Source organism: Acutalibacter sp. 1XD8-33 (assembly GCF_003612555.1).
In the GTDB taxonomy this organism is placed as follows: Bacteria; Bacillota; Clostridia; order Oscillospirales; family Acutalibacteraceae; genus Acutalibacter.
In genome coordinates, this window is the sequence record NZ_RAZF01000010.1 from 17,666 (window position 1) to 32,748 (window position 15,083).

The following is a 15,083-nucleotide window of genomic DNA, read 5'->3' on the forward strand; positions in this document are numbered from 1 at the left end:
AATGCCTAACGTAGTCACTACAGCGGAAGAAAAACTGATCACCCAGGAGGATATGAAGCGGGCCCGAGAGGTGGATTTTGTCTATCAGTTCGAGCACACAAGCCTGGCGAAGCTGATGGAGGTGCTGGGGGTAACCCGGAGGATCCCCATGATGGAGGGGACCACCATGTATTACTACACCACCACCGGAGAGCTCCAGGACGGCAACGTGGCCGAGGGCGAGATCATCCCTCTGAGCCAGTACAAAACCGAGAAAAAGCCCATCGGCGAGATCACCCTGAAGAAATGGAGAAAGGCCGCCAGCGCCGAGGCCATCAAGAAGTCCGGCTATGACGCCGCCGTCCGGGATACGGACGCGGCTCTGCTGAAGGATGTGCAGGTCAGCGTTAGAAAGAGCCTGTTCGACTTTCTCAACGGCACGATCCAGGATTCCACCCCGGTTGCCGGGGACAGCCTCCAGGCGGCGCTGGCCGCCGCGTGGGGCCAGCTGCAGGTGAAGTTTGAGGACGACACCACCCAGGCGGTGTATTTCCTCAACCCCCTGGACATTTCCCGCTATCTGGCCACTGCCAACATCACCACCCAGACCGCCTTTGGCATGAACTATATCGAGGATTTTCTGGGCCTGGGCACGGTGATCATCTCCTCCCGGATTACCGAGGGGACCTTTGTGGCCACGGCAAAGGAGAACTTTATTCTGTACTATCTGACCATGGGCGGGGACGTGGCGTCCTCCTTTGGTCTTACGGCGGAGGAGCTGGGCCTTGTGGGCATCAACAGTGGCTACCCCAACAAGGAGCGGGCCCAGATTGAGAGCCTGGTGATGAGCGGCGTCCAGATTCTGGTGGAGTACGCGCCGGGGGTGGTCAAGGGCGTCATCGGCAGCGGAACCACCCTTGCGGCCGCGTCCGCAAAGGCCTCCGCCGGTAAGTGAGGAAGGAGGGCGGCGGAATGCTCGAACAGGTTCTGAGAGAAACCAAAAACTGGTTTCTTGTGCCGGGCGGCGTGCATCCGGGCAGCTACACCATCCAGGACGGCGGCATCGCGCTGCCCTTCCTCCAGGAGGGCCAGTATTTCCGCATCTGCGGCAGCTTGTTCAACGACGGCTTGCACCGGTACGGCCCGGCCATGGAGCTTTTGCAGGATGAGGCCTTCCGGGGGGCGGTCTGGGCGCTGGCAGTGCCCCGTGCCGTGGTGGAGCTTGCCGAGGAGATTGCCGCATGGCAGAAGAAGTACGGCGCGGTCATTGAAAGCCCTTACACCAGCGAGAGCTTCGGCGGCTACAGCTATAGCAAGGCCAGCGGCGCAGGGGACAGCACCGGCTCAGGCGGCTGGCAGACGGCGTTCCGGGAACGGCTGAACCCGTATAGAAAGTTGAGGGGAATTTGATGGTGGAATTGAAATCTTGCCCGTTTTGTGGCGGCAAGGCAGTTGTGAAAACCAGTTCTAATTCTGTAGACCATTGTGGCCTGTTTTCGCAACTTCACAGCGTTTCTTGCTCGAAATGTGGTGCAACAACTTCAAAAACATATAAATCGGAGTTTCGGCGAGACATTGATGGATTTCACGTCATCCACGATGGCTATGAAGAAGCGGCAACGGACTGGAACAGGAGGGCCACAGAATGAGCCTTTTACAAGAGTACATGGAGCCCTGCCAGCTGATTGAGAAAAAGCGCGTACCGGACGGCGAGGGCGGTTTTATTACAAACTGGGCGGATGGGGCGGAGTTCAAGGCTGCTGTGGTCTGTGACACCTCCATGCAGGCCCGGACGGCAGAGAAACAGGGTGTTACCAGTCTTTACACAGTGACCTGCGAGCCCAACGCCAAGCTGGAGTACCACGACGTGTTCCGCCGGCTGTCCGATGGCAAGATCTTCCGCTGTACCAGCGACGGAGATGACGTTAAGACGCCCAAGCGGGCCACGTTCCAGTTTTCCCAGGTGACGGCGGAGGAATGGGAGCTGCCCCGATGACCAAAGCCGCCGCCCTGCACGGGTTCTTCTCCTCCTTCGGCATGACGGCTTATGCCGCCGCCAGCGTCCCCGAGGACGCGGAGCTGCCCTATCTCACCTATGAGCTGATCACCAGCGCCTGGGACGGGGGAGAGGTGGGCATGACGGTAAACCTGTGGTTTTACACCGAATCCGAAAAAATCCCCAACGGCAAGGCGGAGGAGCTTTCCCGGGGCATCGGCCTGGGAGGCAAAATCCTTCCCTGCGACGGGGGCTATATCTGGCTGAAACGAGGGGCCCCCTGGTGCCAGTCTCTCCGGGACGAGGCCTCCCCCAACATCAAGCGCCGGTATCTGAACGTAACGGCGGAATACCTTACGAAAAATTGAAAGGAGTACGAAATGGGAAAGTTTACAGTGATTCCCAAGGATACCTTCGACGGCCTCCAGCTGGACGCGGGAATCCTGCTGAAAAAGTTCGACCCCGCCGATGGGGCTTTTGAGGACAAAGACCTGATCTGCGCCACCTCCGGCGGGATCAACCCCTCTTGCGTGCCCACCTACAGCGATTTCGCGGAGGACGTGGACAACGCCCCCAACAACATGATGGAGTTCAAGCACCTGGACGGCTGGGACTGCAAAATGGGCTTCACCTCTCTGGGCACGTCAGCGGAATCCATCCGGCTGTCTCTGGGCGCGGCAGACATTGATCCGGAAACCGGCAAAATCACCCCCCGCAGAAGCGTGAAGCTCACGGACTTTTCCGACGTGTGGTGGGTCGGGGACCGGGCCGACGAGGGCATGGTTGCCATCCGGCTGATCAACGCCCTGTCCACCGGGGGCTTCTCTCTGCAGACCACCAAAAACGGCAAGGGGCAGGTCTCTATGGAGCTGACCGGCCATGTGTCCATCAAGGAGCAGGACCGGATGCCCATGGAGTTCTACAGTACGGGCCCGGTTCCCGGTTCGGAGACCGGCGGAGAGCCCGGCACGGGAGAGGAGGTAGCCTAAATGAAGCTGTCGCAGCTGAGCACCGACGGGGCTATGGACGCCCTGTGCCGCCTGACCCCCTACATCACCCACATCACCACGGACCAGGAGTTTGTGGCGGCCATCGGCAAGGTGGTGAACCTGGAAGAGGTGAACCTTTACGGCCAATATGTGCTGATTATGGACCGGCTGGGCGAGGCGATCCCCATTCTGCTGAACACCCACCGGGCGGACGTGTACGGCATTCTCTCTGTGCTGAACGAAAAAACTCCCCAGGAGATTGCGGCCCAGCCCGTGCGGGAGACCTTCTCCCAGCTTCGGGAGGTGTTCCAGGATGAAGAGCTGCTGGGTTTTTTCAAATCGTTTCTGGGGCGGGGGAAGAAAGAACCCTCCGGGCCATCTGCAGCGCCCCCCGGCTGACGGCCCGGGGATATCTGGCGGTGCTGCCCGTCCTGATCCGCCGGGAGCTGGAAGAGCTCTCCTTCCGGGTGTATGTGACGGACGCCCTCCAGGCTGTGGAGGAAAACACGGCGGTTTCCGCCGCCTTCCTCACCAATGGCAAGGCGGGGAAGGTCCTGTCTGTGCGCTGGGCCCAGAGAATTCTGGACCAGGAGGCTCCCGCCCCCAGGGAGGAGCGCACGCGGGAGGAGATCGTGGACCATATCAGAGAAAAAATAGCAGCACTGCCCCCGGGGTAAGAGGTCCCCGGGAAGAGCCGAGAGGGGCTTCCGAAATTGTATTTAAGGGAAAGGAGGCCCTTTTTGGACTTATTTAATCTGAGCGCGAAAATATCCCTGGACGCAAGCGAATTCGACGCGGGGCTGAAAAACGCCTCGGGAAAGTTTTCCGGCTTTGCCTCCAGCCTGAAAAAGGGCCTTTCCGGCGCGGAGAGCTTTTTCAAGCCCGCTGTGGAGGGCTTTCAGGCCGTGGAGACCGTGGGCAAAAAGACGGGCGATGTAGTGATGTCCGGGGTGAAGGGCTTTATGGCGGCCTCCACCGCCGTGGCTGGGTTCGGGGGGACTGCGGTCAAGGCGGGGATGGACTTCGACGCGGCCATGTCCCAGGTTTCGGCGGTGTCCGGGGCCACAGGGGAGGACTTCAAAGCCCTGCGGAACAAGGCCATTGAGATGGGCGCTTCCACCCAGTTCAGCGCCTCGGAGGCGGCGGAGGCCTTTAACTACATGGCCATGGCGGGCTGGAAAACCGGGGACATGCTGGGGGGCATCGAGGGCATCATGAACCTAGCTGCGGCCTCTGGAGAGGACTTGGCAAGGACCTCTGATATTGTTACCGACGCTATGACGGCTTTTGGCCTGTCGGCGGATGGGACAACAAAGGTCCTTGTAAATGGATTTGAAAAGGAAGTCCCTAATGCAAGCCATTTTGCCGATGTGCTGGCCGTAGCGGCCAGTAACGCCAATACAAATGTCGACATGATGGGAGAAACATTCAAGTATGTAGCTCCTGTTGCGGGCACGTTAGGGTATTCAATAGAAGATACCGCGTTGGCCATCGGGCTGATGGCGAACAGCGGTATCAAGGCATCCCAGGGCGGCACGGCGCTACGGTCTATCATGAACCGTATTGCCACAGACGCGGGCGCAAGTTCTAAAAGCCTTGGAGCACTGGGCATACTCACGGAAAAACTTGGCGTGGAGTTTTATAACGCAGATGGTAGCGCAAGAGACCTGAACTCTGTGTTAATGGAAAGCCGGGAGGCATGGAAAGAACTCACAGTCCAGGAACAGGAAAATTACGCGAAGAAGATTGCCGGAGAAGAAGCGGGAACCGCCTGGATGGCAATGATGAATGCCAGCAATGCAGATGTTCAGAAGTTGACATCCAGTCTGATTGAGTGCAACGGTGCGGCTGGGAAAATGGCTGCCACCATGATGGACAATCTGGCCGGGGACATGAAGCTCTTTAAAAGCGCCCTGGAGAGCTTACAGATTTCGATTTCCGACGCCTTGAACCCCACCCTGCGAGAGTTTGCCCAGTTCGGCACAAAGGCCATGGAGCAGCTGACAAAGGGCTTCCAGAGCGGCGGGACAAAGGGCTTTTTCTCCGCGCTGACGGGCATCGTCACCCAGGCCACAAAATTCCTCGCGGAAAAAGCGCCTGAATTTGTCAAGGTAAGCTGGCAGTTTGTGGAATCCCTAGCGAACGGCATTTTGGACAGCGGCGATGAAATCCTGGCGGCGGCTGGAGAGATCATCAACATCCTGATCACCGGCGTAGGCACTTGGCTGGGAGAGCACGGGGAAGAGCTGGTGCAGTTCGGCATGGGGATGGTAGATACCATCTTCCAAGGGTTCAGCCAAGCCGGAGATCTGATCTCCGAAAATATCGGGCAGTTCATCCCCCTGATTGCCAACGCCTTTCTCAGTTATCACGAATCTTTGTTCACCGTGGGCATAGACATCCTGGGGGCCATTGGCCGGGGGCTGGTGGAGAACAAGGACAAGATTATGGAAATGGCCTCCAGTACGGTGCGGAATATCGCCCTGGCCATTGCCGAGAACGCTCCGGCCATTATCGACGGGGCCATCGTCCTGCTGGAAGCCCTCGCCAACGCGGTGATGGAGAACTGGCCCTTGATTGCCGCTGTGGGCATGGAGATTATTGCCAAGCTGGTGGAGGGAATCACCACCAATACCCCGGCTTTTGTTGCGGCCATCGCCCTGCTTTTCCCCCATATCACAAAGATCATTGATGTGGCAAGCGGCATTCTTGACGTGGTCGGGAAGATCGTAAGCGCAGTCACAAGCGGGATAGGAAATATCCTGGATATCGGGAAAACCTTGATGTCCGGCATCCAAGGCCTGTTTTCCTTGATCACCGCCCACCCCGTCATTGCCGTGATTACGGCCATTGTGGGGGCCCTGATCTATCTCTGGAACAACTGCGAGGAGTTCCGGGAGGCCGTCCAGGCTATCTGGGAGGCCATTGTCAGCTTTTTCCAGGCGGCGGGCGAGGCCATACAAGCCGCTTGGGTGGGGATTGTGGACTTTTTCCAAGGGGTCTGGGACGGCATCGTGAACATTTTCCAGAATGTTGGCCAGTGGTTTTCTGACGTGTTTTCCGCCGCTGGACAAGCGGTGCAGGACGCTTGGGGGGCGATTGTGGCGTTCTTCCAGGGCATCTGGGACGGCATTGTGGACATCTTCCAGGGCGTGGCGGAGTGGTTCGGGAGCATTTTCTCCGCAGCCTGGGACGCCATCAAATCCGTTTGGGACGCGGTGCTGGGGTTCTTTGGCGGCATCGCCGACGGCATCCACAGCGCCTTTGAGGCGGTGACCAGCTTCCTGAGCGACGCCTTTTCCGCCGCCTGGGACCTGATCTCCGGCGTGTGGGAGGCGGCGGTAGGCTTCTTCTCCGGGGTCTGGGATGGAATCCAAGGGGTTTTCTCCGCCGTTGCGGACGTGCTGGGGGGCTTCTTCTCGGCCGCGTGGAGCGCCGTCACCGGGGTCTGGGAGGCCGCTACCGGCTTCTTCCAGGGCATCTGGGACGGCATCACCGGCATTTTCCAGGGCGTGGCGGACTGGTTCGGGAACCTGTTCTCCCAGGCCTGGGAGGCCATCACCAGCGCGTGGAGCGGCGTGGGCGAGTTCTTCTCCGGTATCTGGGACACCATCACCGGGTTCTTCTCCAACGCCTGGCAGGTGTTCAGCGACATCGGCGGGAACATCGTCAAGGGCCTGTGGAGCGGCATCACGGGCTTGGCGGGCTGGCTTTGGGACAACATCTCCGGCTGGGTGCAGAGTATCTGGGACGGCGTGCTGAACTTCTTCGGCATCCACTCCCCCTCCAAAAAAGCGGAATGGGCCTTTAATATGCTGATGGAGGGATCCGCGAAAGGCGTGGAGAAAAACGGCTACAAGGCCGTCCGGGCCGTGGAGGACGTAAGCGCCCAGGTGATGGACGCTCTGCGCACAGATCCGATGAACATCGACTTCTCCCCCAGGCCTGTGGGCTGGGAGGGCGCATCCTCCGGCGCTGGAAAATCCTCCGGCGAGGGCGCTTCCTCCCTGGGCGGCACCACGATCATTATCAACTCCCCTGTGGCGGTGGATCCGGTGCAGGCCGCCCGGGAGTGGAAGAAAACCAGCCAGCAGATGGCTCTGGGATTTGTATAAGGAGGCGGCATGAAGCGGGAAATCACCATCCGGTCTCTGGCGGGCCGGGGAGAACTGACTCTCCGCCAGGGGGACGCCGGGGGCTATTGGCTGGGCACGGTGGACTGGGGACAGGTCCCCGGCCAGCACCAGGAGTACCGGCACCTGAATCAGGTAGGCAGCACCATTGTGGACACCATCGTGGGCACCCGGGCTCTGTCCATCGTGGGCTGGGTGCTGGACGGCGGAACCGGCGATCTCCGGGAGCGCTGCGCCTTTCTCAACGCCTTCTTCTCTCCGGTGGAGGACTACATCCTGGAGTACGAGGGGAAGAAAATCCAGTTCCGGCCGGATTCCTCCATCCAGTACCCCCCGGAGTACAGGCAGAACAACGAGAAAGTCCGGAAGTTCCTGCTGCAGGCCACCTGCCCGTTCCCCCTGTTCTCCGACCGGACGGACATGGCCGTGGCCTTTGATTCCACCGGCAAGCTGTTCCGGTTCCCCACCAATTTCGGCCAGGAGGCCCCCTTAGTGATGGGATCCCAGAACCGGGCCTACACGGCGGAGACCAACAACACCGGCGGATTCCAGACGGGAATCACCGCTCGGCTGCGGTTTTCCGGCACGGTGGAGAATCCCCGAATCCGGAACCTGACCTCCGGAAAATACATCGGGGTGAACCGCGCTTTCCACAAGGGGGAGCTGCTGGAAATCTCCACCCTGCCGGGGGAAAAGCGCATGACCCTTTATCCCGCCCAGGGAGAGCCGGAAAACCTGATCCGCTATCGGGACTTCGGCGGGGAGTGGATCCAGCTTCTGCCCGGGCGGAACCTGCTGGCCCTGGAGTGCGCCAACCCCGATCAGCGCCTCTCTATGGCCGTCACCCTCTTCTATACCCCCCTCTATCTTGAGGTCGAATAAAGGTCGTGGGGCTGTCTCAGCTGCCGCCTCGGTCGGCGACGGGAAATCGCCACCGGCGATTGCCTCCCCCACACCCCACAAACTTTTTGAAAAGAAGTTTAAGACGTTACCTTCGGTAAGTCTCAAAAACTTTTACACACTCCTCATTTCATTCGTCGCACATGACGCCACGAATGGAGAAATGAGATAGCTGAGTTTCGTCATAGTGTCTAAAAGATAAACACTCGCATGGCTCGGTTTATCTTTACGTTTTGCTACGGAAAACTCTGCTAAGCTGGGTGTGGGCGCTTTCAGTTAGCCAGGGTAAAAGTGTTGTCCACTTTTTCAAAAGTGGCGTGGTGTGGAGCGGAGCTCCACGGTCTTGCCCTTGACCTTAACTCCTAAGAAGCGCAATTTTTGCGGGTGTGAATAATAGTTAATCTCATGCAATGAGATGAATCTCTTTTGCAACTGAGAAAAAAGTCCCCTGGGCCCAGGAGAGGGCCGATTGTAAGAAGAAAAACATTCCCAGAAAGGAGCCGCGATGGAACTTAAAATGGAAGTCTACTCTCCCGCTCTGGAGCTTCTGGGGATTCTGGAGGGCTGCCGGTCTCTGGTGTATGAGGAGAAAGCCTTTTCCTCCGGCAGCTTTACCCTGGAATCCCTGATCACCCCCGAAATTCTCAGCCTGATCAAGCCGGACCGCATCATCTGGTTCCGGGAGGGCGCGGCGGGCATTGTGGAGCTGATCCAGCAGCAGGAGAGCCGGGAGGGGCCCTATATCACCGTGAAGGGAAGCCTGCTCACGGGGATTCTGGGCCGAAGGATTCTCTGGGGCCGGTATGATCTCAAGGGCACGGCGGCGGAGTGCATGGCCCGGCTGGTAGACGATTCCTGCATCCACCCCACCCGGGGGGACGGGCCAGCCCGGGTGTTGCCCGGGTTGAAAATGGCGGAGCCCCAGCCCGCCGGGGATGGTGTTCCCGCCCTGCGGGCCCAAAAGACCGGGGGGACCCTGCTGGAGGCCCTCGAAGAGCTGGGCGAGGCGGGAGCCACCGCTTTCGGGGTGGAATTTTCCCCCAAAGAGCCGGAGCTGCGGTTCTGGACCCGGGCCGGGGTGGACCGCACCGCCGGGCAGACCCAGCGGGACCCGGTGCTGTTCTCCACAGAGCTGGACGACGTGTTGGAAGCGGAATACAGCTGCAGCTCCGCCGGATACCGGAACGTGGCCCTGGTGGCCGGAGAGGGAGAGGGCCCGGACCGGATTTATCTGACGGCGGCGGAGCCCGGCGGGGAAGCGGCGGGTTTTTCCCGGCGGGAGCTCTGGGTAGACGCCCGGGACCTGCAGCGGGGGGAGGAGGGAAGCGAGGACCGGCTTACCCCCGAGGAATACGCGGAGGTGCTTCTCACCCGGGGCGGGGAAAAGCTGGCGGAAAATCCCCTGGCGGAGAGCTTTCAGGCCACGGTGCGCACGGTGGACCCCACCTATCGGCTGGGCCGGGACTTCCTTCTGGGGGACAGGATCACCGTGGAGGACCGGCGGCTGGGCATCCGGGCGGACGCGGTGGCAACGGCGGTGCGGTACGGCATCAGCCGGGAGGGGGAGAGCCAGGAGCTCACCCTGGGCTACGGCCAGCCCACCATCTATGAAAAACTCAGCAGAAAGGCGGACAGATAATGGCGCTATACGACGGCTTTTTTGACGCGGTACTGGACGAATCCACCGGCAAATATGACCGGGAATACTCCGGGGAGGACTTCGTGGGGTATTTCGAGAACATAGTAGGCTCCGGGGTGTGCGTCTATGAGAACCCGGACAGCTTCCGGCCCCTGTGGACGGCCCAGGGGGTGCTGCTGGCTCCGGGGGCCCTGTTCATCCGGGGCTACTACCTGCACAACCGGCCCGGCCCCCATGAGGATCCGGCGGAGTACCGGGGGTATCTTGTGCCTTTGGAGGGGGAGGGAGAGCAGGCGGTGCTGGCCCATCTGGATCTGGCCGTCCGGCGGATTGAGCTGCTCTGCCAGCCCAGGGGCCAGGATATTCCAGAGGATTCCCTGGTGCTCTGCTATGCGGATCCGGCGTCCGGCACGGTGGCCGACACCCGCCAGGACCCGGACCTCTGCGGCATCCTGGACGCCGCGGGGGACCTGTCCGGCAAGGTGGCCTACGCGGTGGACTACATCGACAACCAGGTGGAGGGTCGGCTGCAGGAGGCCCGGGAGCAGATCGCCGCAAAGGAGGCGGAGCTAGACGGAAAGATCGCCCAGGTGGCCGCCGAGGTGGAGAAGATCACCCCGCCTCCTGTGGGCACGGTGCAGTTCACCGCCAGCCAGAACGTGGGCCCGGAGTGGCTTCTCTGCGACGGCTCCTTCGTCAACGAAGCGGACTATCCGGAGCTGGTGGCCGCGCTGGGGAAGCACGTGCCCAAGCCGGAGGATTTCACCGAAATCGCCGCAGGGCGGCTTCCCGCCAACCTGACAAACGGGGTGATCCAGGACGGCAAACTCTGGACCTATTCCTTTGACCAGGGGAAGCTGCTGGGCCTGGACCTGTCCACAAAGGCGATCACGGAGATTCCCGTCACCGGCACAGACGAGCTCTATGCTCCGGCTATGCAGAGCATTTATCTTTCCATGGCGAACGGCGGCGTGTTTCTCGCCCAGTATAAGGAGAGCGACGCCCTTGCCAATAAGCTGCTGATCTATACAAACTACGCCTTTTCCCCTGGTGCGGCCTCCCTCCCCATGACGCGGCTCACCTGGGACAAGCCCGAGCTGGGCGGGATTTCCAAGGAGGACATGGTGCCCTATGTGTCCTATAACGCCTTCGAGGAGGCCTATCAGATTGCGGTGGGGGTGGGCTCCCCCACGTCAAGGACAGTGCCATTTACCTATTCCCTAAAATGGAAAGAGGGAAACCAGATCCTCCCCTACCCCACATACAAGGATTATCAGATGACCGCCGCGAAAACAATCTATCCCTATGCGTCCGGAAATCCTGCCGGAAAAGCCGGGTATCAGCGGAAAGCCCAGGGGGAGCTGCTCTATCTCTCCAATGATGTCACCCTCTCCTCCACCCCAAAAAAGCTCTACTCCATCCAGAGCAGCGCCTCAATGCCCGCCGGGGACCAGACATTGCGCCAGCAGCTGGCCGTAGCCACAGAGACAGCGGCCCTGACGGCGGTGGAAAAAACCGGCGCTTCCGGCCAGTTCCGTGTTGTTTTCCTCCAGAAAAACGGAAGCAAGACCAGCGTTTCCGTCTCGGTGAACGCGGGGGTCTACTCCCGTGTGTTTGAGGACGCCGCCGTGTATGTGGGGGAGATGGACCTGTGGCTGATTTTTGTGGGTACGGGCCTGCTCTTCACCTCTGACTTGGCAAACGCCGCCCGGTATGGCTTTCTGGATACCACGGAGGTCCTGGGCGTCATCACCCGGAACGGCTTTTTAGAGTACGATTCCCAAAGCCGTATTCTATATATTATGGGCCAGGATACGCAGAACGTGGTGAAGGTGGGCGCGTTCCAAATGCCCCCCCTCTACAACTACGCCAACGACGGGGCCTGGCTGCCCATGCTTGCCAGCGACGGGGTGCCCGCGTACATCAAGGCCACGGAAACGGAGGCGGCAGCGTGATTTCCTATGGCTTCTGCCTGGGGGACCCCTCGGGTCGGTACAGTTCGGAGGATTTCGCCGGGGCCTTCCACCCGGTGACCGGCAGCGGCGTCTGCCGGTGGGGCAACCGGTTCGCCCTGTCGGTGGAGGGCATGAGCGCCACCCTCCAGAGCGGCTTCGCCCTGGCCTTTGGCCGCTGGCTGAAAAGCGACGGCCCCTATGAGCTCCTGCTCTCCCCCGGCTGGGACCACGGGGACCGCTTCGACCTTGTGGGCGTGCGGGTGGACCTGGAGGCGAAGCGGGCGGCGCTGGCGGTGCTGGAGGGCGCGGCCCAGGAGCCTCCCCCGGGCTTCCTGCCCCTGTACCGCCTCCGGGTGAAGCGGGGGGCTGTGAACCTGCTGCCGGAGGACGTGGAGGACCTGCGGATTGACATCCCCAGCTTGGCGCAGAGCAGCCGGGAGGGCCTGCGGGCCTATGGCTTCGTCACCTCCGGCCTGGACCGGCGGGTGGAGGAGATTCTGGCCCTGGGGGACGGGATCCTCCAAAAAGGGGACCGGGCCATAGAGGACCTGGACGCCGCCATCCGCAAGGCCGGGGGGATGCCGGCTGTTGGCGAACTGACAACCGGGCGGCGGGCCCCTCAGCCTGAAAGCGGCTGGCTGCTCTGCCACGGGGGGCCCGTTCCAGAGGAATATCCGGAGCTTGCGGCACTGGGCCTGGAGGCGCTGCCGGACATCCGGCCGGAAGATCCCCGGCTGAGCACCTGGATATTTGCTGGGGAGGCCCAGAGAGAGGATGGTGTATAGTGTTCCAGCTTTACGCGGAGAAGAACCAGCTGCGTGTGCGGCAGAGAGAGCCGGTGACCAGCGGGTCGGTGAATGTGTACGAGGTGGGGTTCGGGTTCTCGCCGGAGTGGGATGGGCTCTCGACAACGGCAGTGTTCCGGTGCGGGGACGTCTCGGTTTCCATGCTGCTAGGCGAGATCGGGGCCTGCGCCGTGCCCTGGGAGGTGTTGGAGGACCCGGGCCGCAGGCTCTACGCCGGCGTCTACGGCACGCGGGGCGGGGAGCTGGTGCTGCCCACGGTATGGGCGGAGCTGGGCACGGTGCTGGAGGGCGCAAGCTCAGGAGAAAGGGCCCGTCCCCCCACTCCGGACCTTTGGGAGCAGGAGCTTTCCCGGAAAGGCGACCGGCTTGACGTCACTCCGGACGGAAGTCTAGGCCTTTACGCCGGGGACAATCTGTTAAGCTCCGTGCCTTTCCAGGGGGGCGGAGGCACGGCGGGCGTGCTGAGCTTCTACGGGCGCACGGGCCGGGTAGAGCCAGAGGCCGGAGACTACACCCCGGCCATGGTGGGCATGGAGCCCATCACAAATTCACAGATGGAGGAGTTGTTGAAATGAGCACAAGAGCACAGAAAATGGGCCGGGAAGTGGCTGCGGCACAATATCTGGACGCGGACGGCCTGCTGTTCCTGTGGAACAAGCTGAAGGCTACGTTTATGGAGCAGGGCGGGGTGCCTTGGGGGGCGAATTTCTACTATTTCAGCGCCGACCAGCCCCCCGAGGCCAACCAGATCCTCACCATCCCCCGGCGGCAGTTCGCCTTTAACCCTGTGAACGCGTCCCTCTGCTACGGATTCCTCACCTACCGGAGCAAGCTCTGGATCGCGTCCGTCTCTGTGGGGGTGTACAACGAGGGCAACAGCACCTTCCAAGCCGGGATCATGAACCTGTGGGCCGTGGAAGGGGGAGGCGGCGCGGCGGACAGCGTGGCCTGGGAGGATATCACGGGCAAGCCGGAGCTGGTGCTCCAGTCGGTTTACGACGCCTTTGTGGGCGAGACCCAGGCCGCCCTCACGGACCGCCCCACCACCCAGCAGATGAATGAGGCCATCAACGTCGCCGTGGGCTCCGTCTACCGCTACGCGGGCAGCGTGGCTACATATGACAATCTGCCAACTGAGGGCGTCTCCGGCGGGGACGTGTACAACGCCGAGGATACGGGCATGAACTGGGCCTGGGTCGCCCCCACGGACACGGAGCCGGGGTACTGGGACAGCCTGGGCCAGACCTTCACCATCGAGGCCATCCCTAACGCGACCATCCAGGCCATCGTGGACGGCACCTATGGGGAGGACTGATCTATGGGCTTTCTGGACGAACTGGGATTGAATTTTCTCTGGGGAAAGATCACGGCGAGGCTCTCCGCCAAGCAGGACAGGCTTACCGGCCAGACCGGGCAGGTGGCGGGGTTCGGGCAGAATGGGGCCCTACAGCCCCAATACCTGAATTTTACGGTGGCAGGAGACGGAAACCCGGTGGGCGCGGTGATCTCCTTTTTGGGGTTGAACGCGCCCCAGGGCTATCTGGTGTGCGACGGCGGGATGCACGCGATCGAGGATTACCCGGAGCTGGCGGGCTTCTTTGAGAGCCAGTTCGGCACGAAGAACCACTTCGGCGGGGACGGAGAAACCTCTTTTGCCGTGCCGGATATGCGGAACTTGTTTCTGCGTGGGTATCATGGAGACACGGAGGAAGTCAGCGCCGAACTGGGACAGCGGCAGGAAGCTACAGAGGTTCCCTGGGTTGCGGCGCTTAATGGATATGGTACCTCCGGGCTTTGCAATATGGGAATTTCCAAAGATCCCAGCCGCCCCGATGATCTCCCCCATTTTCGAAACAACGAGCTGGAAAACTTTGACTTGGATAGCACCATAACCACCGCTATAGTAGGCAGCGGGAATAATGTATTCCAGAACAATCCCAATACAGAGTGGAAGGTTGACCCCAGACCGGTTCCAGTCAGAGGGAAAGTCCGTCCTGTGAACATGGCCGTGCTCTACTGCATCAAAGCTGTTTCCGCAGAGAGCAGCCGGATCGGCGAGTATTCTACAGAGGAAGTGCCCATTGGTACATGGATTGATGGGAAAACAGTGTACAGGATGGTAATTCAAGGCACTTCTGGCAGCGTTACAGGATCATGGCGTGACGTCAAAGAAATTCCAAATGTTGAAAATGTGGTTTCCCTCTCTTTTGTCATTTGGAACAGTGAAGACAATCGGAACTGCGGAAACGACAGAGAATGTGTAGTAGGATATTCTTCTTCTACACAAATGCTTGGGATTTATGCGATAACCCAAAATAGAACCAATCAGCCATTCACTGCTCTGTTTGAATACACCAAAACCACAGACTGAAAAGAGGTGAGATCATGAACGAATGGGGCGTAGTAGGGGTGATCGTCGCGCTGGTGGGGCTGATAGCGGCGGTGGTGGGGCCCATGATCAAGGTGAGCTCTACCCTGACGCGAATCTCCACCATCCTGGATGGGGCCACCGAACGGCTGAACAAGCTGGAAACCGCCGACCGGGATTTCCAGGAAAGCGCCCGGCAGGCACATTCCCGGCTCCACGACCGGATTGACGGAGTGGACAGCCGGGTGAACAACCACGAGGTCCGCATCTCCACTTTGGAGCACGCGGAAAAGCTGTGAATTTGAGAGGAGGAATGGC

17 protein-coding genes are annotated in these 15,083 nt (G+C 60.6%); all 17 read left to right on the forward strand.

Annotation, left to right across the window (positions count from 1 at the left end):
• Position 1 precedes the first annotated feature (1 nt).
• The 17 genes from D7X94_RS08635 (at position 2) to D7X94_RS08715 (ending at position 15,064) form a co-directional block, all read left to right on the forward strand.
• Entirely contained in the window at positions 2 to 934 is a 933-nt protein-coding gene (locus D7X94_RS08635) for a hypothetical protein (protein ID WP_120427326.1), read from the forward strand.
• Positions 935 to 951: 17 nt separating this feature from the next.
• The gene (locus tag D7X94_RS08640; protein WP_120427327.1) at positions 952 to 1,389 is read left to right on the forward strand and encodes a hypothetical protein; all 438 of its coding nucleotides are present in this window, start codon (positions 952 to 954) and stop codon (positions 1,387 to 1,389) included.
• On the forward strand, positions 1,389 to 1,628 hold the full coding sequence (locus tag D7X94_RS19845) for a Lar family restriction alleviation protein (protein ID WP_120427328.1): 240 nt from the start codon (positions 1,389 to 1,391) through the stop codon (positions 1,626 to 1,628). The genes D7X94_RS08640 and D7X94_RS19845 overlap by 1 nt, the downstream gene beginning before the upstream one ends.
• Positions 1,625 to 1,975, forward strand: a complete 351-nt coding sequence (locus D7X94_RS08650; protein ID WP_120427329.1) for a phage head completion protein — start codon at positions 1,625 to 1,627, stop codon at positions 1,973 to 1,975. Before D7X94_RS19845 ends, D7X94_RS08650 begins: the two co-directional genes overlap by 4 nt.
• Positions 1,957 to 2,343 carry a hypothetical protein gene (locus tag D7X94_RS08655; RefSeq protein WP_147401689.1) on the forward strand — a complete coding sequence of 129 codons (387 nt, stop codon included), beginning with the start codon at positions 1,957 to 1,959 and terminating at the stop codon, positions 2,341 to 2,343. Before D7X94_RS08650 ends, D7X94_RS08655 begins: the two co-directional genes overlap by 19 nt.
• A gap of 12 nt (positions 2,344 to 2,355) precedes the next feature.
• Entirely contained in the window at positions 2,356 to 2,964 is a 609-nt protein-coding gene (locus D7X94_RS08660) for a hypothetical protein (RefSeq protein WP_120427331.1), read from the forward strand.
• Entirely contained in the window at positions 2,965 to 3,363 is a 399-nt protein-coding gene (locus tag D7X94_RS08665) for a hypothetical protein (protein ID WP_120427332.1), read from the forward strand. It begins immediately after the preceding gene.
• A gap of 20 nt (positions 3,364 to 3,383) precedes the next feature.
• Complete coding sequence (locus tag D7X94_RS08670) at positions 3,384 to 3,641, forward strand: hypothetical protein (RefSeq protein ID WP_120427333.1); 258 nt, start codon at positions 3,384 to 3,386, stop codon at positions 3,639 to 3,641.
• Between the two features lie 63 nt (positions 3,642 to 3,704).
• On the forward strand, positions 3,705 to 7,079 hold the full coding sequence (locus D7X94_RS08675) for a phage tail tape measure protein (RefSeq protein WP_243111232.1): 3,375 nt from the start codon (positions 3,705 to 3,707) through the stop codon (positions 7,077 to 7,079).
• Positions 7,080 to 7,088: 9 nt separating this feature from the next.
• Positions 7,089 to 7,979: a phage distal tail protein gene (locus tag D7X94_RS08680; RefSeq protein WP_120427334.1), complete on the forward strand. Its 891-nt coding sequence runs from the start codon at positions 7,089 to 7,091 to the stop codon at positions 7,977 to 7,979.
• A gap of 523 nt (positions 7,980 to 8,502) precedes the next feature.
• Positions 8,503 to 9,636, forward strand: coding sequence for a siphovirus ReqiPepy6 Gp37-like family protein (locus tag D7X94_RS08685; RefSeq protein WP_120427335.1), 1,134 nt, complete (start codon positions 8,503 to 8,505; stop codon positions 9,634 to 9,636).
• Positions 9,636 to 11,591, forward strand: coding sequence for a tail fiber protein (locus D7X94_RS08690; protein WP_120427336.1), 1,956 nt, complete (start codon positions 9,636 to 9,638; stop codon positions 11,589 to 11,591). Before D7X94_RS08685 ends, D7X94_RS08690 begins: the two co-directional genes overlap by 1 nt.
• Positions 11,588 to 12,376, forward strand: a complete 789-nt coding sequence (locus D7X94_RS08695; RefSeq protein WP_120427337.1) for a hypothetical protein — start codon at positions 11,588 to 11,590, stop codon at positions 12,374 to 12,376. Before D7X94_RS08690 ends, D7X94_RS08695 begins: the two co-directional genes overlap by 4 nt.
• Complete coding sequence (locus D7X94_RS18425) at positions 12,376 to 12,972, forward strand: hypothetical protein (protein ID WP_158590963.1); 597 nt, start codon at positions 12,376 to 12,378, stop codon at positions 12,970 to 12,972. Before D7X94_RS08695 ends, D7X94_RS18425 begins: the two co-directional genes overlap by 1 nt.
• Positions 12,969 to 13,712 carry a hypothetical protein gene (locus D7X94_RS08705; RefSeq protein WP_120427339.1) on the forward strand — a complete coding sequence of 248 codons (744 nt, stop codon included), beginning with the start codon at positions 12,969 to 12,971 and terminating at the stop codon, positions 13,710 to 13,712. The genes D7X94_RS18425 and D7X94_RS08705 overlap by 4 nt, the downstream gene beginning before the upstream one ends.
• A 3-nt stretch (positions 13,713 to 13,715) precedes the next feature.
• A complete protein-coding gene (locus D7X94_RS08710) occupies positions 13,716 to 14,768 on the forward strand; it encodes a phage tail protein (RefSeq protein ID WP_120427340.1) in 1,053 nt (350 codons plus the stop codon).
• Positions 14,769 to 14,782: 14 nt separating this feature from the next.
• Entirely contained in the window at positions 14,783 to 15,064 is a 282-nt protein-coding gene (locus tag D7X94_RS08715; protein WP_120427341.1) for a hypothetical protein, read from the forward strand.
• Positions 15,065 to 15,083: the final 19 nt, after the last annotated feature.